This is a genomic window from Micromonospora sp. NPDC005257, assembly GCF_042872445.1.
GTDB lineage: Bacteria > Actinomycetota > Actinomycetes > Mycobacteriales > Micromonosporaceae > Micromonospora.
In genome coordinates this window covers 236016-262235 of record NZ_JBIAKL010000007.1, presented here as the reverse complement: position 1 = coordinate 262235, position 26220 = coordinate 236016, and the positions used below count along the sequence as shown (strand labels likewise).

Sequence of the window (26220 nt, the reverse complement as noted above, 5' to 3'; positions counted from 1 at the left end):
GCCCTTCTTAACTGCTGCTCAGCTTGTTACCGTGCCGATCATGCGTGCTGCCTTCGCCTCGGCCTTCGACCCCGACAACCCGCTCGCCGCGCTCGCCGTCGGCGACCGTCCCGAGCCGACCCACCAGCAGGACGACTGGGTCACCGTGCGGGTCCGGGCCAGCTCGCTGAACCACCACGACCTCTGGTCGCTGCGCGGCGTGGGCCTGACGGCCGACCAGCTTCCGATGATCCTCGGCTGCGACGCGGTCGGCACCGACCCGGACGGAAACGAGGTGGTCATCTACCCGGTCGTGCCCACCCCGGGTGACCCGCGCGGGGTCTCCATCCTCTCCGAGCACTACCAGGGCACGTTCGCCGAGCTTGTCGCCGTACCCCGGATGAACCTGCTGCCGCTGCCCGACGGCCTGTCGGCGACCGACGCGGCGTGCCTGCCCACGGCCTGGCTCACCGCCTGGCGGATGCTGACCACCAAGGGCCGGGTCGCCGACGGCGAGTCGGTGCTGGTCCAGGGCGCCGGCGGTGGCGTGGCCACCGCGGCTGTCGCGCTCGGCGTCGCGCTCGGCAAGCGGGTGTACGCGACCAGCCGCGACGCGGCCAAGCGGGAGCGGATCACCGAGCTGGGCGCGACCGCGCTGGAGCCCGGCGCGCGGCTGCCGGAACGGGTCGACGTGGTGGTCGAGACGGTCGGCGCGGCCACCTTCGACCACTCGCTGAAGTCGGCCGCCCCGATGGCCCGGATCGTGGTCTCCGGCGCCACCGCCGGGCACGAGCCGAAGGTCAACCTGCGCCGGGTCTTCGCCATGCAGCTGGAGATCCTCGGCACCTCGATGGGCACGCCGGGCGAGCTGACCGAGCTGCTCGCCTTCTGCGCGGAGCACGAGGTGCGCCCGGTGGTCGACCGGGTGGTGCCGTTCAGCGAGATCTCCGAGGCGTTCGCCCGGCTGCACTCCGGCGACGTCTTCGGCAAGGTGGTCGTCGACCACACCGCCTGAGGTGGACCGCTTGTGAGGGAGGGCCCCTTCTCTACGGAGTAAGAGGCCCTTCCTCACAGGCGGTCGTCGAGGGTGGCCAGGCCGCCCCGGGCCGCGTCGGCGGGCAGGCGCTTCTTCGCCGCCGGGTCGCCGTAGAGCGTCCAGCGGAGGAACTCGACAGTGGTGTCGGCGACCACGCCGATCGCCTTGCCGTCGCCGAGCAGTGCCCGGCCGTGGTCACCCTTGGGCAGGCTGAGCATCGCCTTCGGCCACGGCACCGCGTCGTACACGGCCTTGCCCGCCGCGTACGACACCACCTCGTCGGCCTCGCCGTGCACGAACAACTGCGGCGCGGCGGCGCCGGCGAACGCGGTGCCCACGCCGAGGGCGGTGCCGGCGAAGACGATGCCCGCGTCCAGTCGCTCGTCCCGGCTCGCGGTGAACAACCCGATAGTGGTCACGCCGCCGGCGCTGTGCCCGGTCGCGGCCACCCGCTCCGGGTCCAGCCGGCCGCGCAGCGGGTCGCCCGCCTTCTCACCGAGCGCGAGCACCCGGGTCAGCACGTACGACACGTCGGCCGGCTGGTTGAGCACGTCCAGCGGGTTTCCGTCGCCGCCCCGCGAGGTGTGCGGGAAACGTGGCGCGGCGACCACGAAACCGGCAGCCACCCAGCGGGTCAGCAGCGCCTGGTAGTCCTCCGGCCGGGCACCCAGCCCGTGGCTGAACAGCACCACCGGGAACTTCCCGTCCGCCGCCGGGGCGGAGCGCTCGACCGCGCCACCGGCGGCGCCCGCCGCCGGGTACCAGAGCGTCACCGGCAGCGGCCGGTCGCCGTCGCGGTTCAGCTTCACCTGGCGTACGCCGACCGCGAAGCGCTCCGCGGGCGCCTTGCCGGCGGGCACCTGCGGGGCGGCTGAGCTCGTCGTCGGCGGGGTGTCGGGAGTGGGCCGCTCGGCGGGGGTGGCCGGCCGCTCCGAGCAGCCGGTGAGGGCGGCGGAGAGCAGAGCGGCGGTGACGAGGGCGGCGGGACGACGGCGCATGGACTCGATTGTGCCTCGCGATCCCGGCCACCAGCCCCGGTCAGCGCAGCGGGTGACCGCCCGTTGACGCCCGGAGACGGGCCAGGTCGGCGGCGTCCTTGGCCCGGCGGGGACGCTCCGGCATCCAGACCGGGAACATCTCCTTGAACTCGATCTGAGCGGCCGCGCTGATCACCGGCGCCGACAGCGCGCCGATCCGCCCGGGCGGGCCGCCCAGCATCCCGTCGGGCAGGGGGGTGCCGGCCCACGGTCCGGCGCCGACGACGACCCGGCCGTCCGCGTCCAGGTCCAGGTACGCGAAGCTCAGCTCGACGTCGCCGCGGAGCAGGTCGAGCTGTGTGGCCGGCGGCATGCGGGGGTCGGGCCGCCAGCCGAGCGCGCCGAGCCGGTCGGCCAGCGGTTCGGCGTCGCGCCGCCAGCAGTACCAGTCGACGTCGACGTGCGGCCGGGTCACCTCGCCGAGGTGGAAGTCCATCGCCCAGCCGCCGCGCAGCCACACCTCGATCCCACCGGCGCGGCTGACGCCGACGACCTCCCGGATCGCGCCAGTTGCCGCCCCTCCAACCCGTCCACCCCGCGCACGCTACCGGTCGCTCTCCCCCTCCCGCCCACACCCGGTCGATCAATGGGTTGGCGGCGCCGGATGTCCGGATTGTCCCATCAACTTCATGATGGAGGGGGAGGGACGGCGGTGCGTCAGGTGGGGAGGGAACGGGTCGTGAAGGCGGTGTCCGGCGCGGTCGCGCCGGTGGGGAGGCGGTGCAGGGCCTGGCGGTCGGCGTAGAGCGTCCAGCGCAGGAAGTCGGTGGTGCTGGTCAGCACCTGGGCGAAGCCCGGCCGCCCCGGCGTCAGGTACTCGCCGTGGCCCTGACCGGTCAGGCTCAGGAAGGCGGCCGGCCCGAGACAGCGGGCGTACGCGGCCCGGCCGATCGACTCCGGCACGATCCGGTCGGCGCTTCCGTGCACGAACAGCATCGGCGCGAGCGGCCGGGAGAGGCCGGCGACCATCCGGCCACCGGCGATCACGATTCCGGCCCGCAACGGGGACGGGTGCCCGGAGGCGAACATGCCGAGCGTGGTGTGACCGCCGGCCGAGTGCCCGGCGGCGGCGAACCGGTCCACCGCCATGTGCGCCCCGAGCGGGTCCCCGGGACGGGCGCCCAGCCGGACCAGGTGGCGGACCAGCCGCCAGGCGTCGGCGGGCTGGTTGCGTACGTCCTCGCGGGTGAAGTTGCGGGCGCGCTGGTTCGTACGCGGATACGTGGGCGCGACCACCACGAAGCCGGCGGCGGCCCAGCGGCTGGTCAGCGCCGCGTGCAGGGCGGGCAGGCTGCGCAGGCCGTGGCTGTAGAGGACCACCGGGAACCGGCCGGCCGCGAACGGCGCGCCCGGCCGGACGCGCGGTCCGCTCTCCGGGCGAGGGCCGTCCGGTACGGCGTGGCCGGAGCCGGCGGGAACCGGGCCGGCGGACGGGCCGGGCGGCACGGCCGAGGTGGCGCCCGATCGACCGATCGCGGCTCGTGCGCGACCGGGCGCGACGGCAGCGGAACCGGTCGAGACGGGTGTGCGCGGCGGTCTGACCGTGTCCGGCGGCATGCCCGGCAGGTCGGCCGGGTACCAGACGGTGACCGGCAGCGGCCGGATGCCGTGCGGGTCGAGCGTGAACTGTCGCATCCCGACCGCGTACGGGCGGTCCGGCGCGGGCCGGATGCCGGCCGGGGCCGGGTCGGGGGCAGGGGCGGCCGTGCCGCAGCCGGCCAGCAGCGCCGTCGTCAGCACGGCGACCAGCCGTAGTCCCCTCACACCTGCACGGTAGGCGGCCGGACGGGCCATCCGCGCCCGCCGTCCGGCCGGGCCGTGCCTCCACCGGCCGGACCGGATCCGCGCGCGACCGGACGGCCGGCACGACACCGGCCCGGCGGGACGGTGCCGGTCGGCGGGCTTCGCTAGGGTCACGCCCATGGCTGAGAACCAGACGGACCCGAGCGGCAACACGGCGCAGTTCCGTGCCTTCGTCAACACGCCCGAGCCGGCTGCGGCGGCGTCACGTCCGTCGCGCCTGCCCCTGATCGCAGGCGTCGCCGTCGCCGTCGTGGTGGTCGTCGCCCTGGTCGTCTGGCTGGCTCTCCGCTAGCCGCCAGGGCCCGTCGGCCTCCTGCTTGCCGCCGCGGTCAGCGGTCGGCGGCGAGCACCTCACGGGTCTCGCGGGCGATCTCCCGCTCCTCGTCGGTGCCGACCACGAGCACCGCCACCTCCGCGCCGTCCGGGGAGACGACCCGGTCGCCCCGGCCGTCGTTGCGCGCCGGGTCGACGGCGATGCCCAGCCGCTCCAGCCCGGCCAGCGACGCGGCACGGACCGGTGCGGCGTGCTCCCCGACCCCGGCGGTGAAGGCGATCGCGTCGACCCGGCCGAGCAGCGCGTAGTACGCGCCCACGTAGCCGGTGATCCGGCGGCAGTAGACGTCGAACGCCAGCGTCGCGTCCGGGTCACCGGCGTCGCGGCGGGCCAGTACCTCCCGCATGTCGTTGACGCCGGTCAGCCCGAGCAGGCCGCTGCGGTGGTTGAGCAGGTCGTCGATGTCGTCCACGACCATGCCGCCCTCGCGGCGCAGGTGGAAGATGACGGTCGGGTCGAGGTCGCCGCTGCGGGTGCCCATCACCAGGCCCTCCAGCGGGGACATGCCCATCGAGGTGGCCACGCTGCGCCCGCCCTGTACGGCACACGCGCTCGCCCCGTTGCCCAGGTGCAGCGTGATGGTGTTGATCTCGTCGTACGGGCGGTCGATCAGGTCGGCGACGCGACGCGAGACGTACGCGTGCGAGGTGCCGTGGAAGCCGTAGCGGCGTACGCCGTAGCGCTCGGCGGTGTCCTTGTCGATCGCGTACGTGGCGGCGGCCTCGGGCAGCGTGTGGTGGAACGCGGTGTCGAAGACCGCCACCTGCGGGGTGTCCGGCAGCGCCTCCAGCGCGACCCGGATGCCGGCGAGGTTGGCCGGGTTGTGCAGTGGGGCCAGCGGCACGAGATCCTCGATCGCGGCGACGACAGCGTCGTCGACGCGTACCGGCGCGCTGAACTTCCGCCCGCCGTGCACCACCCGGTGACCGACGCCGGCCAGCCCGGTCAGGTCGAGCCGGCCGATGATCTCCCGGACCGCGCTCTCGTGGTCGGCCGGCCCGCCGCCCGGTTCGCCGATCCGCTCGACAGTGCCCTTGTCCAGGACGTCGTCGCCGTCGTACAGCCGGTACTTGACCGACGAGGATCCGCTGTTGAGGACCAGGATGCGGCTCATTCCGACGCCTCCACGGCGGCTTGGATGGCGGTGATCGCCACCGTGTTGACGATGTCCGGAACGGTAGCGCCCCGGGACAGGTCGTTCACCGGCCGGCGCAGGCCCTGCATGACCGGCCCGACCGCCACCGCCCCGGCCGACCGCTGCACCGCCTTGTACGTGTTGTTGCCGGTGTTCAGGTCCGGGAAGATGAACACGGTGGCCCGCCCGGCGACCGGGCTGTCCGGCAGCTTGGTGGCCGCCACCTGCGGGTCGATCGCCGCGTCGTACTGGATCGGCCCCTCGACGAGCAGGCCGGGCCGGCGTTCCCGGACGAGCGTGGTGGCCGCTGCGACCTTCTCCACGTCGGCGCCGGAGCCGGAGCTGCCGGTGGAGTACGACAGCATCGCCACACGCGGCTCGATGCCGAACCGGGCCGCCGTGTCGGCCGACGAGATGGCGATGTCGGCGAGCTGGTCGGCGTCCGGGTCGGGGTTGACGGCACAGTCGCCGTACACCAGCACCCGGTCGGCGAGCAGCATGAAGAAGACGCTGGAGGCGACGGAGACGCCGGGCACGGTCCGGATGATCTCGAACGCGGGCCGGATGGTGGCGGCAGTGGTGTGGGTGGCGCCGGAGACCATGCCGTCGGCGTGGCCGGTCTGCACCATCATCGTGCCGAAGTAGTTGGGCTGCGCCACGATGTCGTGCGCCAGCTCGACGGTGACGCCCCGGTGGGCGCGCAACCGCGCGTACGCCTCGGCGAACTCGTCCCGCCACGGACTCGTCAGCGGGTCGACGACCTGGGCGTCACCGAGGTCGACGCCCAGTTCCCGGGTCCGCCGGGCGATCTCGTCCGGGCGGCCGAGCAGTGTGAGTTCGGCGACGCCCCGGCGCAGCAGCACCTCCGTCGCGCGCAGGATCCGCTCGTCGGCGCCCTCGGGCAGCACGAGCCGGCGGCGCTGGGCGCGGGCCCGGTCGATCAGGTCGTTCTCGAACATCAGCGGGGTGACCCGCGCGGAGCGGCTGACCCGCAGCCGGCGGGCCAGGTCGTCGGTGTCCACGCAGCGCTCGAACGCGCCGAGCGCGGCCTCGACCTTGCGCGGGTTGGCGGTGCTGGGGCGACCCTCGATCCGGCTGGACGCGGACACCGTGTCGTAGCTGTCGCTCGGCACCGACAGCACGGGCAGCCCGGTGTTCATCCGTTCGACCAGCCGCATCGCGCGCGGGTCGGGCTGCTCGCCGAGCGTGAGCACCAGTCCGGCCAGCGACACCTGCCCGGCCACGTGCGCGGCGCCGGCGGCCACCAGCAGGTCCGCCCGGTCGCCCGGGGTGATCACCAGCGCCCCGTCGGTGAGGTGGTCCAGCAGCGTCGGCACGTGCGCCGCGCCCACCACGTAGTCGAGCACGTCGCGGTCGAGCGCGGTCTCGTCGCCGGTGAGCACCGTGCCGCGCAGCGCCGCCGACACCTCGGCCACCGTCGGCGCAGACACGGTCGGCACCTCCGGGATCGCGTACGCGGGCACCGGCAGCTCGGGCAGCGTCATCGGCTCCGGCACGCGGTTGGCCAGCGCCGCGATCACCGTCGCGCCGAGGTCGACCAGATCGTGGTACGCGCCACGCAACGCCGCCGCGATCGTGTCGGGCGACTGCCCGAACCCGTCCACCACGGGCACCACGACGCTGCCGAACTCGGTCGCCAGCCGGGCGTTGAAGGCCAGCTCGCGCGGGCCGGTGCCGTCGCCGTAGGCGAAGTCGCTGCCGACCACCACTATCGCCGGGCAGCGCCGCTCGACCTCCCGGTAGCGGGTGACGATCCGGGAGATCAGCTCCTCCCGCCGGCCGTCCGCGACGAGCGCGCTCGCCTCGGCGTACGTGGCGCCGTACAGCTCGTCGACCGGCAGTTCCATCCGGTAGCGCTCGGTGAGCAGGGCGAGGATCGGGTCGGCGCCGTCGCCGGCGACGAGCGGCCGGAACGCGCCTATCCGTTCCACCTGTCGGGACAACAGCTCGGCCAGCCCGAGCGCCACTGTCGATTTTCCCCCACCCGAACCAACGCCGGTCAGGTACACGCTGCGCGCCACGGCACCCAACCTACAAGATCGCGGTCGGTGTTGCCCGTTCTGCCTGGTCACACCGGCTAGCCGGGGGATAAGGCGGAAATTTTTCGCATCTACACTTGGTCGCGTGGAAGGCCCGACCGCGCTGATTCCCGTCGTACCGGAATCGCCCCCCGTCTTCGTCGACCCCAGCGGGCGGCGACGCCGGCGGCTGCGTCGTCTCGCCTACTGCGCCGGCGCGGCGGGTGTGATCTACACGATCATGGTCGGGGTCAGCTTCGCCGGCGGGCCGATCACGCCGGCCACCGTGATCCCGTTCGTCGAGGAGACCACCGAGCAGCCGCTGCCGTCGCCGAAGCCGCCCGCGTCGCCGGCACCCGCGGTCACCCGCCCCACGCCGGACACCCCTGCCGACATCCGTACCGCCCCGCCGGGGGCGCCGGTTACCTCCGTCACCCCCGGCGGCACGGTCCCGCCGAGCCCTCGGTACGCACGGCCGACCCGGAGCGCCCCGAGCGCGCCCACCGTCACCCGTCCGGCGCCGGCCACCACCGCGCCGCCCACCGCCCCCACCGCCGAGGTGCCGCCGCCAGTGGTCGATCCGCCGGCCGTCGACCCGCCCGCCGATCCCGTCGCGCCGGCCGCGCCCGCCGATGACTGACCAGGCGCCCGCCCGGCGGTCGACAGGTGACCAGCCCACGGTTCCGCTGGACTCCCGACACGTGCACGCCGTCCGCCGGCAGCGGGCCGGACCGCGGCCGGACGACGCGCCCACAGTCGTCCTGGACCCCCGGCGGATCTCCGGCTCCCGCCGCTCCCGCCGGCGTCTGCTGCCCCGGCCGAGCTGGACCCTGGTCGTCATGGTCATGGTGGTCCTGGCCGGCCTGCTCGTCGTCGAGGCGTACACGAACGCCGCGTTCGTGCCCGACAACCGGGTGAAGCCCGGCAGCCAGCGGGAGGTCCCCAGCTCGGTGATCGAGGGCGGCCCGATCGTCAACGTCAGCCCTGAGGGCCGAACCCAGTCGCACCGCCTGCCGGCGCGTACCGTCGCGCTCACCTTCGACGACGGGCCCGACCCCCGCTGGACGCCCGAGGTGCTGCGCGTCCTGGACAAGTACCAGGTGAAGGGCACCTTCTTCGTCATCGGCTCGCAGGTCGTCCGCAACCCGGACGTGACCCGCCGGCTGGTGGCCGAGGGCCACGAACTGGGCGTGCACACATTCACCCACCCCGACCTCGCCGCGCTGCCGGACTGGCGGCGGGAACTGGAGTACGCGCAGACCCAGCTCGCCGTCGCCAGCACCACAGGTGTCCGCCCGTCGCTGCTGCGCTTCCCGTACTCGTCCCGCGCGGACGCCTACAGCGACCGGGACTGGCCGATGCTGCGGCAGGCCGGCCAGCTGGGCTACCTCACGGTGGTGAACGACGTCGACAGCCGGGACTGGGAACGTCCCCCGGTCGAGGAGATGGTCGCCAACGCCACGCCGGCCGGCACGGCCGGCACCGTCGCGCTCTGGCACGACTCGGGCGGCGACCGGTCCGGCACCGTGGCCGCGCTGGACCGGTACATCCCGATGATGCTGGAACGCGGCTACCGCTTCACCACAGTCAGCGAGGGGCTCAACCGGACGTTTGCGGCGGCGGGCGTGTCCGGCCCGGTCGGAGGGCAGACGGCGGCCCCGCTCGGCGAGCGGTGGCGGGGGCACATGCTGGTCGGCGCGGTACGCGTGGCCGACGGCATGTTCGGAGTGCTCGGCGTCTTCTTCCTGCTCGTCGGCGTGCTCACTGTGGGCCGGGCGCTGCTGCTGTTCGTCGTGGCGCCACGGCACGCGCGCCGCCGCCGTCGCCGCGACTGGTCGTGGGGTCCACCGGTCACCGAGCCGGTCTCGGTGATCGTGCCCGCGTACAACGAGCGGGAGGGCATCGCCGCGGCGGTCCGCTCGCTGGCCCTGGGTGACCACCCCGGCGGCATCGAGGTGGTGGTGGTCGACGACGGCTCGACCGACGGCACCGCCGACCTCGTGGCGGCGCTGCGCCTGCCGAACGTCCGGGTCGTGCGCAAGCCCAACGGCGGCAAGCCCAGCGCGTTGAACACGGGCGTCGCGCTGGCCCGGCACGACCTGATCGTCATGGTCGACGGCGACACGATCTTCGAGCCGGACTCGGTCCGCCGGCTGGTCCAGCCGTTCGCCGACCCCCGGGTGGGCGTGGTCGCCGGCAACGTCAAGGTCGGCAACCGCCGCGGCCTGATCGCCAAGTGGCAGCACATCGAGTACGTCATCGGCTTCAACCTCGACCGCCGCCTCTACGAGACGCTGCGCTGCATGCCCACCGTCCCCGGGGCGATCGGCGCGTTCCGGCGTCAGGCGCTGGAGCAGGCCGGCGGCATGCCCGACGACACGCTGGCCGAGGACACCGACGTCACCATCGCCATCGGCCGGGCCGGCTGGCACATCGTGTACGAGGAGAGCGCCCGCGCCTGGACCGAGGCGCCGACCACGATCGGCCAGTTGTGGAAGCAGCGCTACCGGTGGAGCTACGGCACCATGCAGGCGATGTGGAAGCACCGGCGCTCGGTGACGCAGAGCGGTCCGTCGGGCCGCTTCGGCCGCCGGTGCCTGTCGTTCCTGACCCTGTTCGGCGTGCTGCTGCCGCTCGCCGCCCCGGTGATCGACCTGCTCGCCGTCTACGGGCTGGTCTTCCTGGACCGCAGCGACACGGTGGTGGCCTGGCTGGCGATGCTGGCGCTCCAGTTCCTCACCGCGGTGCTGGCCTTCCGGCTGGACCGGGAGAAGCTCGGCGTGCTCTGGGTGCTGCCCCTGCAGCAGTTCGTCTACCGCCAGGTGATGTACCTGGTGCTGCTCCAGGCGGTCGGCACCGCGCTCACCGGCGGCCGGCTGGGCTGGCAGAAGCTGCGGCGTACCGGAGGCCTCCGGGTCACCGGGCAGGGCGCGACCGGCTGAGACCGGTCAGTCGTCGTCCGGATCGTCGAGCCGGGCCAGCCAGGTGGCGAAGCGCTCGATCGGGGTCTCGAACTCCGGGTTCAGGTCGACGAAGTCACGCAGCCGCTCGCCCAGCCACTCCAGGCTGACCTGCTCGTCGCCCCGGCGCTCGACCAGCTCCTCGATGCCACGGTCGGTGAAGTACACGGTGTTCCTCTCGTCGTACGGCAGCGGCCCGCCCCGGGTCGGGGCGGGCCGCTGCCGGTGGTGTCACGGGCGGGGGAGAGCCGCCTCGATCAGCGCGTTCTGCTCGACCTCGTGCATCTTCGCCGAGCCGACCGCCGGAGCGGCGGCGGCCGGCCGGGAGATGCGGCGCAGCCGCACCTCGGGCAGGTGCTCCAGCAGGTTGAGCGCGACGAACGACCAGGCGCCCTGGTTGGCCGGCTCCTCCTGGACCCAGGCGAAGTCCTCGGCGTTCGGGTACTGCGCCAACGCGGCCCGGACCTCTTCGACGGGCAGCGGGTAGAGCTGCTCCATCCGGAGGATCGCGGTGTCGGTCACGCCCCGCTCCTGCCGGGCCTGGAACAGGTCGTAGTAGACCTTGCCCGAGCAGAGCAGCACCCGCTTCACCTGCTCCGGCGCCGGAGCCGCGGGGTCGGCCAGCACCGGCTGGAACGTGCCGGTGGTGAAGTCCTCCACCGGCGACACGCAGAGCTTGTGCCGCAGCAGCGACTTCGGCGTGAACACCACGAGCGGCTTGCGCTTGGGCGACATGGCCTGGCGCCGCAGCAGGTGGAAGTAGCTCGCCGGGGTGCTCGGGATGGCCACCCGCATGTTGTCCTCGGCGCAGAGCTGGAGGAACCGCTCCGGGCGGCCGGAGGTGTGGTCCGGGCCCTGGCCCTCGTGGCCGTGCGGCAGCAGCAGCGTCACCGCGGAGCGCTGGCCCCACTTCACCTCGCCGGAGGAGATGAACTCGTCGATCACCGACTGGGCGCCGTTGACGAAGTCACCGAACTGGGCCTCCCAGGCCACCAGCGCGTCGATGTTCTCCACCGAGTAGCCGTACTCGAAGCCCATGGCCGCGTACTCGGAGAGCAGCGAGTCGTGGACGAAGAAGCGCGACCGCTCGCCGTCGGCGGTGAGCGACGCCAGCGGCAGGTAGTCCTCGCCGGTCTTGGCGTCGACCACCGCGGCGTGCCGCTGGACGAACGTGCCGCGGCGGGAGTCCTGCCCGGCGAGCCGGACGGTGACCCCGTCGTGCAGCAGCGTGCCGAACGCGATGATCTCGGCGAAGCCCCAGTCGATGCCGCCCTCGACGGACATCTTGCGGCGCCGCTCCAGCAGCTGCTGGATCCGCTTGTGCGGGGTGAAGCCCTCCGGCAGGTTGATGTGCGCCTCGCCGACCGCCTTGATCACGTCGGCGTCGGTGGCGGTCTCGACCTGCGGCTCCGGCTCATCCGTCCGCGCCGGGCGGCTGAGCTGGCGCGGCGTGGTGGCCGCGTCCCGGGTGGCCTTGAAGACCCGCTCCAGCTGCGACTGGTAGTCGTGCAGCAGCTCCTCCGCGTCCTCCACGGTGATGTCGCCGCGCCCGATCAGCTCCTCGGTGTAGAGCTTCCGGACCGACCGCTTGGAGTCGATGATCTGGTACATCTGCGGGTTGGTCATCGACGGGTCGTCGCCCTCGTTGTGCCCGCGCCGCCGGTAGCAGACCATGTCGATCACGACGTCCTTGTTGAACGCCTGCCGGTACTCGAACGCGAGCCGGGCCACCCGGACCACTGCCTCCGGGTCGTCACCGTTGACGTGGAAGATCGGCGCCTGGATCATCCGGGCCACGTCGGTGCTGTAGAGGCTGGACCGGCTGTACTCCGGGGCGGTGGTGAAGCCGACCTGGTTGTTCACGACCACGTGCACGGTGCCGCCGGTGCGGTAGCCACGCAGCTGGGAGAGGTTGAGCGTCTCGGCGACCACGCCCTGGCCGGCGAAGGCGGCGTCACCGTGCACCGCCAGCGGCAGCACGGTGTAGCCCTCCAGCTTGAGGTCGATGCGGTCCTGCTTGGCCCGGACGATGCCCTCCAGCACCGGGTCCACGGCCTCCAGGTGCGACGGGTTCGCCACCACCGACACCTTGACCGCGTACTCGCCGTCCGGGGTGGTGAACTTGCCGTTCTGGCCGAGGTGGTACTTCACGTCGCCCGAGCCCTGCGTGGACCGCGGGTCGAGGTGCCCCTCGAACTCGGAGAAGATCTTCTCGTACGGCTTGCCGACGATGTTCGCCAGCACGTTGAGCCGGCCGCGGTGGGCCATGCCGATGACGACCTCGTCCAGCCCGGCCTCGGCGGAGCACTCCAGCACCTCGCCGAGCAGCGGGATCAGCGACTCGCCGCCCTCAAGCGAGAAGCGCCGCTGGCCGACGTACTTGGTCTGGAGGAACGTCTCGAACGCCTCGGCGGCGTTGAGCCGGTTTAGCACGTGCTTCTGCTCGTCGGTGCTGGGCTTCTCGTACTTGCGCTCGACCCGCTCCTGGATCCAGCGCCGCTCCTCCGGGTCCTGGATGTGCATGTACTCGATGCCGACCCGGCGGCAGTACGAGTCGCGCAGCACGCCGAGGATCGAGCGCAGCTTCATCCGCTGCTGGCCGGCGAAGCCGTTGACCGGGAAGACGCGGTCGAGATCCCAGAGCGTGAGCCCGTGCTGGAGCACGTCCAGGTCCGGGTGCTTGCGGATGGTGAACTCCAGCGGGTCGGTGTCGGCCATCAGGTGGCCGCGCACCCGGTACGCGTGGATCAGCTCGTGCACCCGTGCGGTCTTGTTGATCTGGCCTTCGCTGTCGACGGCCACGTCGCGCATCCAGCGCACCGGCTCGTACGGGATGCGCAGCGAGGTGAAGATCTCGTCGTAGAAGCCGCGCTCACCGAGCAGCAGCTCGTGCATGACCTTCAGGAACTCGCCGGACTGCGCGCCCTGGATGATCCGGTGGTCGTACGTGCTGGTCAGCGTGATGACCTTGCTGACCGCGTTCTCGGCCAGGGTGGCCTCGCTCATGCCCTGGTAGGGGGCCGGGTATTCCATCGCGCCGACGCCGATGATGGCGCTCTGCCCCTGCATCAGGCGCGGGATCGAGTGCACGGTGCCGATGCCGCCCGGGTTGGTCAGCGAGATCGTGGTGCCGGCGTAGTCGTCCATGGTCAGCTCGTTGCGGCGGGCACGCCGGACCACGTCCTCGTACGCCTGCCAGAACTGCCGGAAGTCCATCTGCTCGCAGCCCTTGATGGACGGCACCACCAGGTTGCGCGAGCCGTCCGGCTTGACCAGGTCGATCGCGATGCCCAGGTTGACGTGCTCCGGACGGACCATCGCCGGCTTGCCGTCCACCTCGGCGAAGGAGTTGTTCATCTCCGGGTGCTCGACGACTGCGCGCACCAGCGCGTACCCGATCAGGTGGGTGAAGCTGACCTTGCCGCCGCGACCGCGGGCCAGGTGGTTGTTGATCACTATGCGGTTGTCGACGAGCAGCTTGGCCGGGACGGCGCGCACGCTGGTCGCGGTCGGGACCGACAGCGACGCGTCCATGTTCTGCACGATCTTGGCGGCGACGCCGCGCAGCGGCGTGGTGCCCGCGGCGCTCGCGGTGGGCGCCTTGGCGGCCGGCTTGGCCGGGACCGACTTCTTGGCCGGCTCGGGCGTCTTGGCGGCCGGCTTCGCGGCGGGCTTGGCGGCGGGCTTGGTCGGGGCGAGGGCGGCCTTCGGCTCGGACTTGGCCGGCTGCGCGGTGACGGTGGCCGCGGCCTCCTGCTGCGCGGCCGGCTCCGGCTTCGCGGCCGGCTTGGCCTGTCCCTCGGGGCGCGGTGTGGCGGCGCCCGGGGCCGGACGGTAGTCGGCGAAGAAGTCGTGCCAGGCCGAATCGACGCTCGAGGGGTCGGTGAGGTAACGCTGGTACATCTCCTCGACGATCCACTCGTTCGGGCCGAAACCCGCCAATGGGTTCTCCTGCGAAGTCTGCTGGGTCGACACGGCCGCTAATCGCCTCTTTCACGCGGTTGTGAATGTCACGGTGGCCCCCGGTGACCCCCGGTTGCCGACGCTGGGTAAACCGATGCCAAGGCTACGCCGTGCGCTACGCGCAGGCATTCTCGCCTCCGGCTGGTGGTCCGTTTCACAGAAGATGCCAGAAGTTCGGCAAACGCTGCGTGACCCGCCCGCTGCTGCTAGACGACGAACCCCGGCCGATGACGTCGGTCACCGGCCGGGGTCCGCCCCGGACCGTCAGGTCAGGAGATGTCGCGCTTGCGGATCGTGGCCACGCCGACCGCGCCGGTCAGCACCGCGTATCCGATCAGCACCGCGGCGCCGGCCCAGCGTGGCGGGTTGCCGGGGATCTCGGTGCCGGCGACCATCAGGCTGGACGCGAGGGACGGCACCAGCAGCTGGAGCTGGTTGATCCAGTCGCCGAAGCGCCCCGCCAGCAGGCCGATGGCGATCGCGGCGCCGATGGTGCCACCCAGGTAGAGCAGGATGCCGGTCACCGTCGCGCCGATCTGGCTGCGGATCAGCACGCCGAGGCCGACGCCGAGCACCGACCAGAGCAGGTAGGCCAGCCCGTTGAGCGCGATCGCCCCCCAGACCTCTCCGCTGCCGAGCTGGCTGCCGATGTCCGACGCGCTCAGGATCATCGGCGCGAAGATCAGGTTGAGCACGGTGGTGACGAGCCAGAACAGCAGCGCCAGCACGCCGGCCGCGGCCAGCTTGGCCAGCATCACCGCGGTGCGGTGCGGCGCGGTGAGGAACGTGGTGGTCACCGTCTGGTGGAAGAACTCGCTCGTCACCACGACGATGCCGAGCAGCAGCACGATGAGCAGGCCGAAGAACTGGCCGTTCGTGTAGAGGTTGGCGGCGATGCTGTCGGCGCTGGAGATCGCCTGCACCTGGTCGGCCTGCTCGGCCGGAATCTCGCCCAGGTTGTCGCTCGCCAGCGCGTCGGTCTGCAACCAGTTGAACAGCAGCGCCAGCACCCAGAGCGGCAGGCTGATCAGCCCGAAGATCCACCAGGTGCTGGTGGTACGGATCTTGAGCAGTTCGGATCGGACAAGCGTCATCGGATCTCCGCCTTTCCGGCCGTCAGCTCCAGGAAGACCCCTTCGAGGTCGGGTCGCTCGGTGGTCAGCTCGTGCAGCTCGACCTTCGTGGCCAGCGCGACCCGGCCCACCGTCGGCGCGTCCACGCCGCTGACCAGCAGCGCGCCGTGCGGATCGGTGTCGACGGTGGCCGACTGCTCGCGCAGCGCCGCGGCCAGGTCGTCCGCCTGCGGCGTGCGTACCCGCACGCGGACATCGTGTGTCATCGAGGCCATCACCTGGTCGACCGGGCCCTGCCGGACCAGCTTGCCGGCCGCGATGATCACCACGTCGTCGGCGAGCAACTGCATCTCGGACAGCAGGTGGCTGGAGACCAGCACGGTGCGCCCCTCGGCGGCGAGCCCCTTGAGGAAGCCGCGCATCCAGCGGATGCCCTCCGGGTCCAGGCCGTTGGCCGGCTCGTCCAGGATCAGCACCTGCGGGTTGCCGAGCATCGCGGCGGCGATGCCGAGCCGCTGCTTCATGCCCAGCGAGTAGCCCTTGAACTTGCGCTTCGCCGCGGGGGTGAGCCCGACCAGGGCCAGCGCCTCGTCGGCGCGCTCCTTCGGCAGGCCCGCCGCCGCGCAGATCACCCGCAGGTGGTTGACGCCGGTGCGGCCCTTGTGCGCGCTGGACGCCTCCAGCACGGCGCCGACCGTACGCAGCGGGTCGGCCAGGTCGGCGTACCGGCTGCCGCCGATGGTGGCCGTGCCGGCGTTCGGCGTCACCAGGTTGAGCAGCATGCGCAGCGTGGTGGTCTTACCGGCGCCGTTCGGGCCGAGGAAGCCGGTGACCCGGCCCGGCTCGACCGTGAACGACAGGTCGTCCACCGCGCGGACGTTCTTGTACTGCTTGGTCAGGCCGGACACGGTGATCTGGCCGGTCCCGGCACTGGGGCGTGGCTGCCCGTCGGACATCATTCTCCTCTCCTGCCCCGGCGGGCTCGTCGCACGCCGGTGGGGGCGCCGTTGCGGGGGCACCCGGCAACAGCCTTCCAACCCGGCGCAAGGGGGTCAATCAGGCGGGACGCGTATGCGCCGTCCCCCTCCGGGATGAGATCATCCGGTCGGCAGCGCCACCCAGGTGGCCCGGGCGCGGCCGAGCAGTGCGCCGTCCGAACCGTACAGGCTGGTGTGCACCTCGGCCCGGCGCCCCTCGACGCCGACCGCGAGGCCCGTGACCACGCATTCCTCGCCCGGCTGTGGCAGTGCCGTGACCTGCGCGGCGATCCGCCCAAGCACGTACGGCCGGCCGGGCGCGAGCACCGCCCAGCCGCCCGGGCAGTCCAGCGCCGCCCACACGGTCGCGGGTGCCACGGCGGCCGGCGCGTCGAACGGCGCGGCGGTCCGCCCGTCCGGCAGCCGCCCGGGGAAGATCCGCAGCCCGTCCGGGTGCGCTGGGCCGCAGACGTAGCAGCGGGGGAAGGGGTGGTCCACCAGACCGGGGTACGCCCGCGCGGCGTCGGCCGCCGTCGCCCGGTCCACCGGTGGCACCACCGCGTCGACCGGCTCGACCCGGCGTACCTGGGCGACCAGGTGACCGTCCGGGTCGCGTACCTCGCCGTCGGCGGCGGTCAGCGGGGTGTCCAGCGGCGGCGGCCGGCGCAACGTGACCTCCACCGGGCCCCGGTCGTCGATCAGCGCGGCGAAGATCCCGGCGCTCCAGCCGCCGTTGCCGGAGCCGTCCGGCCCCTGGAAGCGGGCCTCGACCAGCATGTGCACCTCCGGTTGACCACCGCCGGCGCCGTCGCGGGCGGTCCGACCGGCAGCCTCGCACACGCCTGTGGCGACCGGGCCGTCCCGGTTCGCACGCCGCGTTCACCCCGCTCTCGTCGGGGACGCGACATAGTCGCGATAGTTTCTTGTTCAGTCGCGATGTATCGCGTTATGCTCCTCGCAGCATCTGGCGGGCCGTGGGTCGGCACGCCGACGAGGGGAGCGCGCCATGGCCAGTTGGACCGTCGAGAGCCCGCAGCGGATCACCGTGGACGAGCCGATCACCCGGCTCGACGCCGAACTGGTCAGCGGCCGGCTGAACGTGGTCGGCGCCGACGGTCCGGCCCGGGTCGACGTGACCCGGATCGGCGGCCGGCCGCTCCTCGTCGAGGTCCGCGACGGGCGGCTGACGATCCGGCACAAGCGCAAGCCCGGCTGGCTCGGCGTCTTCTCCTGGTTCGGCAACCGGATCCGGGCCGAGGTGTCGGTCGCCGTACCGCCGGACGTGCTCGCCAACCTGTCGGTGGTCAGCGGCGCGCTCGTCGCCTCCGGGCTGCGCCGGGAGACCCGGGTCGACGTCACCTCCGGCCAGGTCACGCTGCGCGGACTGCGCGGGCGCACCATCGCGAAGGTCATCTCCGGTCCGGTCGAGGCGCTCGGCATCGGCGGCGACCTGGACCTGGAGACGGTCTCCGGCGAGCTGATCCTCGCCGACAGCGCGCCCGAGCGGGTCCGCGCCCACGCCGTCTCCGGCTCGATCACCTGCGACCTGGACAACCCGCGCGGCAGCGAGATCCGGCTCAGCGCCATCTCCGGCAGCATCACCGTGCGGGTCCGCGAGGACAGCGACCTCACCGTGCACCTGCACACCACCTCCGGCAAGATCACCAGCGGCTTCCCGCAGGTGGACGGCGGTGGGCGCGGGCTCGGCTCGATCAAGGACAGTCACGGCGTGCTCGGTGGCGGTGCGGGTAGGCTCTGGGCCTCCGCGACCTCCGGCAGCATCGCCCTGCTCGCCCGCCCGGTCGCGCCCGCCGACCACGTGGAGGACGTGCCGTGACCGCCGTGTTCAGCCACGGCCGGCTCCGGCTCTATCTGCTGAAGCTGCTCGACGACGGCCCGAAGCACGGCTACGAGTTGATCCGCCTGCTGGAGGAGCGCTTCCTCGGCCTGTACGCGCCCAGCGCCGGCACCATCTATCCGCGGCTGCAACGGCTGGAGGCGGAAGGGCTGGTCCGGCACACCGCCGCGGGCGGGCGGAAGGTCTACGAGATCACCGAGGCGGGCCGCGCCGAGCTGCGCCAGCGCGCCGACGAGCTGTCGACGCTGGAGAGCGACATCGGCGCCGCCGTCGAGGATCTCTCCGCGCTGGCCGGGGAGATCCGCACCGAGGTACGCGGATCGGTGCGCGACCTGAAGCGGGAGCTGCGCGAGGCGACCCGGCAGACCCGGCAGGGCGGCTGGGCGGCGTCCGCCAGCGCCCGGCCCGCGACCGGCGAGGGCTCGGCCCGTCCCGACGACCCGCCGCTGCTCGCCGAGTTCGACCAGCGGCTGGCCGCGTTCACGGTCGAGGTCGGTGCGCTCGTCCGGTCCCGGGGCCTGAGCGACAACCAACTCCGTACCGCGATCCGGCTGCTCGACGGCGCGCTGGACGGGCTGCGGCGGCTGCTCCGCTGATCTCACAGGTTGTTTCCAGCCGGCACGCAGCGCGGTGGCAGCCGGAGCACGGATGATGGGTGCCATGGCGGCTACCCAGACCGAGGCTCGGCTTCTCGTCGTCGAGGACGACCCCAACATCCTCGAACTTCTCTCCGCGAGCCTGCGCTTCGCGGGCTTCGACGTGGCCACCGCGACCAGCGGCAGCGCCGCGCTGAACGCCGCCAAGGACCACCGGCCCGACCTGGTGGTGCTCGACGTGATGCTGCCCGACCTGGACGGCTTCGAGGTCATCCGGATGCTGCGCGAGGGCGGCACGCGTACCCCGGTGGTCTTCCTGACCGCGCGCGACGCCACCGACGACAAGATCCGCGGGCTCACCCTGGGCGGCGACGACTACGTCACCAAGCCGTTCAGCCTGGAGGAGCTGACCGCGCGGATCCGGGCCGTGCTGCGGCGTACCGCGACCGGCGACCAGACCCCGTCCCGGCTCACCTTCGCCGACCTGGAGCTGGACGAGGAGACGCACGAGGTGCACCGCGCCGGTCAGCGGGTGCAGCTCTCGCCGACCGAGTTCAAGCTGCTGCGTTACCTGATGCTCAACGCCAACCGGGTGCTCAGCAAGGCGCAGATCCTCGACCACGTCTGGAACTACGACTTCCGCGGTGACGACAACATCGTCGAGTCCTACATCTCCTACCTGCGGCGCAAGGTCGACAACACCCAGCCCCGGCTGATCCACACGCTCAGGGGAGTGGGATACGTGCTCCGCAAGCCGGCGGCGTGAACGTCGTCCACGACGCGAAGGGCAGGCTGCGCAGCGTCCCGCTCCGGCTGAAGCTCGTCGCCGCCGTCCTCGCGCTCGTGGCCGTGGCGCTCGTCGTGATCAGCGGCCTGACGGCGTTCCTGCTGCGCAACTATCTGATCGGGCAGGCGGACGACCAACTCCGCGGCGGCGCGTACACGGTGGCCAACACGCTCGACAAGGCCGACGGCGGCCCGATCAAGATCACCATCCCGTCCGACTACGTGGCGTCCACCGTGGCTCCCGACGAGCCTCCGGATCCGGCCGGGCCGTACCGCTACCAGGGCCTGCGCGACGAGGAACTGCCGCGGTTCCCCGTCGACTACGCGGGCTACAAGGAGCGGGTGGGCGAACCGTTCACGGTGCGCTCCGAGGACGGCCGGAGCCGGTGGCGGATGCTCTACGCCGACCTGCCCGACGGCCGGATCATCGCGTTCGGGCAGCACCTCACCGGCGTCGACTCCGCGGTCGGGCGGCTGGTGTGGATAGACCTCCTGGTCGGGGGCGCGGTGCTGATCTCGCTGGCGTCCGTCGGCGCCGGGATCGTCCGTACCAGCCTGAAGCCGCTGGTGGAGATAGAACGCACGGCGGCGGCCATCGCCGGCGGCGACCTGACCCGGCGGGTGCCCGACCCGGAGGAGGGGCGGTCGTGCCCCACCTCGGAGCTGGGCCGCCTGTCCCGGGCGCTGAACGCGATGCTGGCGCAGATCGAGGCCGCGTTCACCGCGCGGGCCGCCTCCGAGGCGGCGGCGCGCAGCGCCGAGATGGGCGCGCGGGACGCCGCCGCGTACGCGCAGGCCTCGGAGGCACGGGCCCGCCGGTCGGAGGAACGGATGCGGCAGTTCATCGCCGACGCCTCGCACGAGCTGCGGACGCCGCTGACCACCATCCGGGGCTTCGCCGAGCTGTACCGGCAGGGCGCGGCGCGCGCGCCGGAGCAGACCGCGGACCTGCTGCGCCGCATCGAGGACGAGGCGTCCCGGATGGGTCTGCTGGTGGAGGATCTGCTGCTGCTCGCGCGGATGGACCGGGAACGGCCGATCGCGCTGGCGCCGGTGGAGCTGCCGGTACTGGCGTCCGACGCGGTGGAGGCGGCCCGGGTGGTCGACCCGGACCGGCGGATCGAGCTGGAGCGGGAACCGGGCTCCGGCCCGCTCGTGGTGCTCGGCGACGACGCCCGGCTGCGCCAGGTGATCGGCAACCTGATGGCGAACGCGCTCACCCACACCCCGTCCGACGCATCGGTGACGCTGCGGCTGCGGGCGGAGGCGGGCAACCTCGCCGTGGTGGAGGTGGCGGACACCGGCCCGGGCCTCACGCCGGAGCAGGCCGAGCGGGTCTTCGAGCGGTTCTACCGGGTGGACGCCGCCCGCACCCGCCGGGTCGGCGGACCGATCAGCACGGGCCTCGGCCTGGCCATCGTCGCCGCGCTCGTCGCCGCGCACCACGGCACCGTCGAGGTCGCGGAGACGCCCGGCGGTGGAGCGACGTTCCGGGTGAAGCTGCCGCTGCTCACCGAGGCGACCGATCCGGGCGAGTGACATTCAGAAAACTTCCAGGTCGATCCCAGGCTGGTGACAGTGCTACGGGGAAAGCTGGTGACATGACCGACCACGAGACCGATCCGCAGCGGTCGCCGGCCCCCGCCGACGCCGAGCCGTCGCACCACACCGCCGAGCTGCCCCGCGTCGAGAGCGGGACGTCGGACTCCTCGAACAACCCGGCCCCCGCGTCGGTTCCGGCCGACTCCCCGGCCGCCGGAACCACCACGCCCGCCGGAACCACCACGCCCGCCGGGAACACGAACCCGGCGGGCGGCGCCGGAAACACCGCGCCCGCCGGGCCGTACCCGCCGCAGCCCGCGACGCCGTCCGCCCCGCCGTACCCGGCCTCGGGGCAGCCGCAGCAGCCCCACCCCTGGTACGGGGGGCAGCACCAGCAGAGTGGCTGGAACCAGCAGGGCAACGCGGGCTACCCGTCCACGCAGCACGGTGGGCCGGTGCCGTCCTACCAGGCGCAGCCGTACCAGGGGCAGCAGGGCTACCAGCCGTACCAGCCGGGGCAGCCGACGCCGCAGTGGGGCCCGCAGCAGCCGGCGCGGCCCAGCCGGGCCGGCAAGTTCGTCGGCGCGGGCGTGCTGGCGCTGGCACTGATGTTCGGCTCCGGCGTGGCCGGTGGCACGCTGGCCCTCGCGCTCGACGAGGGCGGCCCCACCCGCACCTACTCCGCCGCTCCGGTGATCAACAGCGCCGACCTGCCCAAGATCGCGGCCTCCGTCCAGGACAGCATCGTCACGATCATGACGGGCAGCGGTGAGGGCTCCGGGGTGATCCTCAGCGCCGGCGGGTACGTGCTCACGAACAACCACGTGGTCGCCGGCGGCGGCGACACCGTCCGGGTGGTCTTCGCCGACGGCAAGAGCGCCTCCGCCAAGGTTGTCGGCACCGACCCGAAGACCGACCTCGCGGTGGTCCAGGCCGAGGGCGTGAGCAACCTGAAGGCGGCCAAGTTCGGCGACAGCAACGCCATGCAGGTCGGTGACCAGGTGCTCGCCCTGGGCAGCCCGCTCGGCCTCCAGGGTTCGGTCACCGCCGGCATCCTCAGCGCCCGCGACCGCACCATCCAGGCGGGCGGCGGCGGCCAGCAGCAGAACCCGCAGCAGGGCGCCAGCTCGATCTCCGGCCTGCTGCAGACCGACGCCCCGATCAACCCGGGCAACTCCGGCGGCGCGCTGGTCAACACCCGGGGCGAGGTGATCGGCATCAACACCGCCATCGCCACCGCCGGGCAGGGCAGCACCGGGAACATCGGCGTCGGCTTCGCCATCCCGAGCAACAAGGCCAAGGACGTGGCCGAGAAGCTCCAGCGCGGCGAGAAGATCAGCCACCCCTCGCTCGGGGTGAGCGTCAACGGCGCCGAGGACGGCGGGGCGCTGGTCGCCGCCGTGACGCCGGGCAGCCCCGCCGAGAAGGCCGGGATCCAGCGCGGCGACGTGATCACCAAGTTCGGCGACAAGGTGATCAACGACTCGAACGACCTGGTCGGCGCCGTGCAGGCCGGCAAGGTCGGCGACCGGGTCGAGGTGGAGTACAAGCGAAACGGATCCAACGAGAGCGCAACCGTGACGCTCGCCGAGACGTCATAGTCCCGAGAACCTGCCTCCCTCCCGGGCGGCGGACGACGGAGCCAAGGGGGTTGGTTCCGTCGCCCGCCGCCCCTCCTCGTTTCTCACCCGGTACGGGTGAGCGCGCCTCACCCGTACCGACGGCAGGCTCGGGGCATGACCACCACGTCCGCCGTGCGTACCGACCAGGAGATCCAGCGCGACGTCCTCGCCGAACTGGACTGGGACGCGCAGACCCGGGCCACCGAGGTCGGCGTGACGGTCGCCGACGGGGTCGTCACGCTCACCGGGCAGGTGGACGGCTACGCCCGGCGGTGGGCCGTCGAACGCTGCGCCCACCGGGTACGCGGCGTGCGCGCGGTCGCCAGTGACCTGGCGGTCGACCTGCCCGCCACGGCCCGGCGTACCGACGCCGACATCGCGATCGCGGCGAGCCGGGCGCTGGAGTGGGACAGCTTCGTGCCCGCCGAGCGGCTGGACGTGACGGTGGCCGACGGCTGGGTCATGCTCCGCGGCGAGGTCGAGTTCGGATTCCAGCGCCGTACCGCCGAACGGGAGCTGCGCCGGCTGCGCGGCGTACGCGGTGTGACGAACCTGGTCGAGGTGCGGCCCCCGACCCCGCCGAGTGACGAGCAGAGGCGGCTCGACCTGCGCCGCCTGCTGGCGCGGCGTACCGGAACCAAGCGGATCGACGCCCGGGTCGACGGCGACACGGTGGTGCTCGACGGCGTGGCGAGCGCCTGGTGGCAGCGGGAGGACGCGGAACGGGCCGCCTGGGCGCTGCCCGGCGTACGGGAGGTGCACGTCGGGATCGAGGTGTCCGGCTGACACGGTCGTTTACCGCTGACCGGGCCGGGAACCCGCGCGCGGCGGGGCACGCCGGGGACAGACGGGGAGGACGCGTAGCCGTGAACCAGCAGTCCCCGGAGCGCGGGTGGGCCGGGCCGTTGCGGATCGCCATGGTGGTGCCGCCGTGGCTGTCGGTGCCGCCGCCCGGCTACGGCGGGCTGGAGACCGTGGTGGCGGGCCTCGTCGACGCGCTGGTCGAGCGGGGGCACCGCGTCACGCTGTTCGGCGCCGGGACCGCGCACGGCACCGCCGCCGAGTTCGTCTCCACCTGCGCCGACCTCCAGTACGAGCGGATGGGGGAGGCGCTGCCCGAGCTGGCGCACCTGGCGCATGTGGACCGCCTGGTCGGCCCGGCCGGCTTCGACCTGATCCACGACCACACCACGATCGGCCCGATGGTGGCCGGCCGCCGCCGGGTGCCCACAGTGGCCACCGTGCACGGCAACCCGGTCGGCGAGTACGGCACGGCGTTGGGCGCCACCGACCCGGGCGTCGGGCTGGTCGCGATCTCGCACGCCCAGCGCCGGGCGAATCCGGGGCTGCCCTGGGCCGGCACCGTGCACAACGCGATGCCGCTGCGGGACATCCCCCGTAAGCGCAGTCCGGGCGCGGGCCCGGTGCTCTGGCTGGCCCGGTTCAGCCCGGACAAGGGCCCGGATGTGGCGATCGCGGCCTGCCGGGCGGCCGGGCTGCCGCTCACGCTCGCCGGCAAGAGCAACGAACTGGCCGAGCGACGCTACCTGGAGCAGGTGGTCCGGCCGTTGCTCGGCGACGACGTGACACTCGTGGTGAACGCGGACCGGGCGACCGCGCTGCGGCTGATGCTGCACGCCCGCTGTCTGATCATGCCGATCCAGTGGGCGGAGCCGTTCGGCATGGTGATGGTGGAGGCGATGGCGACCGGTACGCCGGTGGTGGCGCTGGGCCGCGGCGCGGTGCCGGAGCTGGTCCGCGACGGGATCACCGGTTTCGTCTGCGAGCAACCCGGCGAGCTGCCGGCGGCGTTGCGGGCGGCGGCGGACCTGGACCCGGCGGACTGCGTCGCGCACATGGCGGAGAGCTTCTCGGTGGAGCGGATGGCCGCCGACTACGAGGGGGTCTACCGGGGCTTCCTGGCCGCGCGGGCGGGCACACGGACGGCCCGCGCGGTGGTGCCGGCCGTCGCCGGCTGATCCGTCAGGTCTGCCCGGCCACGAGTTGCGCGGCGGCGGCGTCGAGTCGCCGCGCGTACCCCGGGCTGATGCTGCCCTCACGGCGGCGTTCGTCGATCTTGCCGCGGAGCCGGTCCACGGCGGCGGTCACCGCGTCCTCGCCGTTCGCGGCGACCGCGTTGCGCAGCAGGTTACGCAGGTCCACCCCGACGTCCTCGCGGATCTGGCCCTCGGTCAGCCCGGCCTCGATCAGTCCGTCCACCCGTTCGGCGGCGTCGGCCTGACCGGCGACCGGCGGCCGGGCGCCCCCGGTCGGCGGCGGGGGCGTCGGCGTGGCCGGCGGCGTGGTGGCCGGCTCGTCGGTCACCGGCGGCTCGGCGGGCGACGGCTGCACCGGCCCGGTGGTCGGCAGCACCCGGGGTTCGGTGGGCCGGTCCGGCGTCAGCGCGGGCGCCAGCAGCGCCGCGGCGGCGACAACGGTCACCCCGGCCGCCGCCAGCGTGAGGGTGCGCCGCCGGCCCGGCGGGGCAGCCGGAATCGGCTGCGCGGCGGGGGACGGCTCCGGCACCGGCTGCACCACGGGGATCCGGCCCGCAGCCGGCTGCCCGGCCGGGTCGGCCGGCGGCGGCGGCGAGGTCAGCGCGGGCAGCGTCATGGTGGGCGCCAGCATGGTGGCCGCCTGCGGGTCGGCGGGCAGCAACTGGTCGCGCAGCACGGCGGCGACCCGGCGCGCGGTGGGCCGCCGACGCGGGTCGCGGGCCAGGCAGCGCAGGCAGATCTCCGCGACCGGTCCGGGCAGCCCTGGTACGTCGTCCAGTGTGGGCTCCGGACTGTCCGCGAGCGCCGCGCTCAGTTGCTCCCAGGTCTCCGCCGGGTACGGCGGCTGCCCGGTCAGCGTCTCGAACAGCAGCACGCCGAGCGAGTACACGTCGGTGGCCGGCTGGGCGGGCGCACCGTCGAGCCGTTCCGGGGCCACGTACGCGGGCGTGCCGAACGTGCCGCCGTCCTCGTCGTCGTCCGGCGTGCCGATCCGGGTGGCGATGCCGAAGTCGAGCACCTTCGCGCCGGTGGCCGTCATCATCACGTTGGCCGGTGTGACGTCGCGGTGCACGATGCCGAGCCGGTGGGCCGCGGCCAGCGCCTCGGCGACCTGCGCGCCCGTCTCCACCGCCGCCGGCCAGGGCAGCGGCCCTCCGGTGAGCCGGTGCTCCAGTTCCTCGCCGCTGAGCAGTTCCATCACCACGAACGAGGTGATCGAGCCGTCCGGGGCCACCGTCTCGCCGTAGTCGTGCACGGCGGTGACGTGCGGGTGGTCGAGCTGCGCGGCGGAGCGGGCCTCCTCGCGCACCATGTCGCGGAACCGCGCGTCGGCGGCGAGTGAGGGGGCGAGCACCTTCACCGCCACCACCCGGTCGAGCACCTCGTCGCGGGCACGCCAGATCACCGACATGCCACCGGCGCCGATCCGGTCGATGAGCCGGTACCGACGGGCCAGCAGACGGCCGGCCTGGAGTGTCGCCAT

The 26220-nt window shown here is 73.2% G+C and carries 22 protein-coding genes; 11 read left to right on the top strand and 11 right to left on the bottom strand.

The window, feature by feature from the left end:
• Window positions 1-40 precede the first annotated feature (40 nt).
• Window positions 41-994 carry a zinc-binding dehydrogenase gene (locus ACFYO8_RS17315; protein ID WP_354871518.1) on the top strand — a complete coding sequence of 318 codons (954 nt, stop codon included), beginning with the start codon at window positions 41-43 and terminating at the stop codon, window positions 992-994.
• Window positions 995-1047: 53 nt separating this feature from the next.
• Here the strand turns inward: ACFYO8_RS17315 and ACFYO8_RS17310 are convergent, their stop codons facing one another.
• From ACFYO8_RS17310 to ACFYO8_RS17300, 3 genes are all read right to left on the bottom strand, one after another.
• The gene (locus ACFYO8_RS17310) at window positions 1048-2013 is read right to left on the bottom strand and encodes a chlorophyllase (RefSeq protein WP_355094976.1); all 966 of its coding nucleotides are present in this window, start codon (window positions 2011-2013) and stop codon (window positions 1048-1050) included.
• Window positions 2014-2053: 40 nt separating this feature from the next.
• Window positions 2054-2512: a nucleotidyltransferase domain-containing protein gene (locus tag ACFYO8_RS17305; protein ID WP_355094974.1), complete on the bottom strand. Its 459-nt coding sequence runs from the start codon at window positions 2510-2512 to the stop codon at window positions 2054-2056.
• A gap of 197 nt (window positions 2513-2709) precedes the next feature.
• Window positions 2710-3816: an alpha/beta hydrolase gene (locus ACFYO8_RS17300; protein WP_355094972.1), complete on the bottom strand. Its 1107-nt coding sequence runs from the start codon at window positions 3814-3816 to the stop codon at window positions 2710-2712.
• A gap of 157 nt (window positions 3817-3973) precedes the next feature.
• Between ACFYO8_RS17300 and ACFYO8_RS17295 the strand changes: the two genes are divergently transcribed.
• Window positions 3974-4147, top strand: coding sequence for a hypothetical protein (locus tag ACFYO8_RS17295; RefSeq protein WP_354871509.1), 174 nt, complete (start codon window positions 3974-3976; stop codon window positions 4145-4147).
• 37 nt (window positions 4148-4184) lie between these two features.
• Here ACFYO8_RS17295 and ACFYO8_RS17290 read toward each other — a convergent pair whose 3' ends face one another.
• Window positions 4185-5303: an acetate kinase gene (locus tag ACFYO8_RS17290; protein WP_354871507.1), complete on the bottom strand. Its 1119-nt coding sequence runs from the start codon at window positions 5301-5303 to the stop codon at window positions 4185-4187.
• Entirely contained in the window at window positions 5300-7375 is a 2076-nt protein-coding gene (gene pta, locus ACFYO8_RS17285; RefSeq protein WP_354871504.1) for a phosphate acetyltransferase, read from the bottom strand. The genes ACFYO8_RS17290 and pta overlap by 4 nt, the downstream gene beginning before the upstream one ends.
• A gap of 94 nt (window positions 7376-7469) precedes the next feature.
• Between pta and ACFYO8_RS17280 the strand changes: the two genes are divergently transcribed.
• The gene (locus tag ACFYO8_RS17280; RefSeq protein ID WP_354871501.1) at window positions 7470-8003 is read left to right on the top strand and encodes a hypothetical protein; all 534 of its coding nucleotides are present in this window, start codon (window positions 7470-7472) and stop codon (window positions 8001-8003) included.
• A complete protein-coding gene (locus ACFYO8_RS17275) occupies window positions 7996-10305 on the top strand; it encodes a bifunctional polysaccharide deacetylase/glycosyltransferase family 2 protein (RefSeq protein WP_354871499.1) in 2310 nt (769 codons plus the stop codon). Before ACFYO8_RS17280 ends, ACFYO8_RS17275 begins: the two co-directional genes overlap by 8 nt.
• Window positions 10306-10311: 6 nt before the next feature.
• Here the strand turns inward: ACFYO8_RS17275 and ACFYO8_RS17270 are convergent, their stop codons facing one another.
• The 5 genes from ACFYO8_RS17270 to ACFYO8_RS17250 all read right to left on the bottom strand — a co-directional run bounded on the left by ACFYO8_RS17270 (window position 10312) and on the right by ACFYO8_RS17250 (window position 17113).
• Entirely contained in the window at window positions 10312-10491 is a 180-nt protein-coding gene (locus ACFYO8_RS17270; protein ID WP_030503218.1) for a DUF6104 family protein, read from the bottom strand.
• Between the two features lie 63 nt (window positions 10492-10554).
• Window positions 10555-14298: a multifunctional oxoglutarate decarboxylase/oxoglutarate dehydrogenase thiamine pyrophosphate-binding subunit/dihydrolipoyllysine-residue succinyltransferase subunit gene (locus ACFYO8_RS17265; RefSeq protein ID WP_387189157.1), complete on the bottom strand. Its 3744-nt coding sequence runs from the start codon at window positions 14296-14298 to the stop codon at window positions 10555-10557.
• A gap of 257 nt (window positions 14299-14555) precedes the next feature.
• Window positions 14556-15380, bottom strand: a complete 825-nt coding sequence (locus ACFYO8_RS17260; protein ID WP_387189158.1) for an ABC transporter permease — start codon at window positions 15378-15380, stop codon at window positions 14556-14558.
• A complete protein-coding gene (locus ACFYO8_RS17255) occupies window positions 15377-16318 on the bottom strand; it encodes an ABC transporter ATP-binding protein (protein WP_387188214.1) in 942 nt (313 codons plus the stop codon). The genes ACFYO8_RS17260 and ACFYO8_RS17255 overlap by 4 nt, the downstream gene beginning before the upstream one ends.
• A 138-nt stretch (window positions 16319-16456) precedes the next feature.
• Window positions 16457-17113 carry a hypothetical protein gene (locus ACFYO8_RS17250; protein ID WP_387189159.1) on the bottom strand — a complete coding sequence of 219 codons (657 nt, stop codon included), beginning with the start codon at window positions 17111-17113 and terminating at the stop codon, window positions 16457-16459.
• A gap of 229 nt (window positions 17114-17342) precedes the next feature.
• On the opposite strand from ACFYO8_RS17250, the gene ACFYO8_RS17245 reads away from it, so the two are divergent.
• The 7 genes from ACFYO8_RS17245 (at window position 17343) to ACFYO8_RS17215 (ending at window position 24719) form a co-directional block, all read left to right on the top strand.
• Window positions 17343-18173: a DUF4097 family beta strand repeat-containing protein gene (locus tag ACFYO8_RS17245; RefSeq protein ID WP_354871487.1), complete on the top strand. Its 831-nt coding sequence runs from the start codon at window positions 17343-17345 to the stop codon at window positions 18171-18173.
• Window positions 18170-18790, top strand: coding sequence for a PadR family transcriptional regulator (locus ACFYO8_RS17240; protein ID WP_354871484.1), 621 nt, complete (start codon window positions 18170-18172; stop codon window positions 18788-18790). The genes ACFYO8_RS17245 and ACFYO8_RS17240 overlap by 4 nt, the downstream gene beginning before the upstream one ends.
• A gap of 64 nt (window positions 18791-18854) precedes the next feature.
• Window positions 18855-19556, top strand: a complete 702-nt coding sequence (locus tag ACFYO8_RS17235) for a response regulator transcription factor (RefSeq protein ID WP_043328553.1) — start codon at window positions 18855-18857, stop codon at window positions 19554-19556.
• Window positions 19553-21115 carry a HAMP domain-containing sensor histidine kinase gene (locus ACFYO8_RS17230; RefSeq protein WP_354871481.1) on the top strand — a complete coding sequence of 521 codons (1563 nt, stop codon included), beginning with the start codon at window positions 19553-19555 and terminating at the stop codon, window positions 21113-21115. Before ACFYO8_RS17235 ends, ACFYO8_RS17230 begins: the two co-directional genes overlap by 4 nt.
• A gap of 62 nt (window positions 21116-21177) precedes the next feature.
• Window positions 21178-22719, top strand: a complete 1542-nt coding sequence (locus tag ACFYO8_RS17225) for a trypsin-like peptidase domain-containing protein (protein WP_354871479.1) — start codon at window positions 21178-21180, stop codon at window positions 22717-22719.
• A gap of 135 nt (window positions 22720-22854) precedes the next feature.
• Complete coding sequence (locus tag ACFYO8_RS17220) at window positions 22855-23526, top strand: BON domain-containing protein (protein WP_354871476.1); 672 nt, start codon at window positions 22855-22857, stop codon at window positions 23524-23526.
• Between the two features lie 131 nt (window positions 23527-23657).
• On the top strand, window positions 23658-24719 hold the full coding sequence (locus tag ACFYO8_RS17215; RefSeq protein ID WP_354871706.1) for a glycosyltransferase family 4 protein: 1062 nt from the start codon (window positions 23658-23660) through the stop codon (window positions 24717-24719).
• Window positions 24720-24723: 4 nt separating this feature from the next.
• On the opposite strand, the gene ACFYO8_RS17210 is transcribed toward ACFYO8_RS17215, so the two are convergent.
• Window positions 24724-26220: a protein kinase gene (locus ACFYO8_RS17210; protein WP_354871473.1), complete on the bottom strand. Its 1497-nt coding sequence runs from the start codon at window positions 26218-26220 to the stop codon at window positions 24724-24726.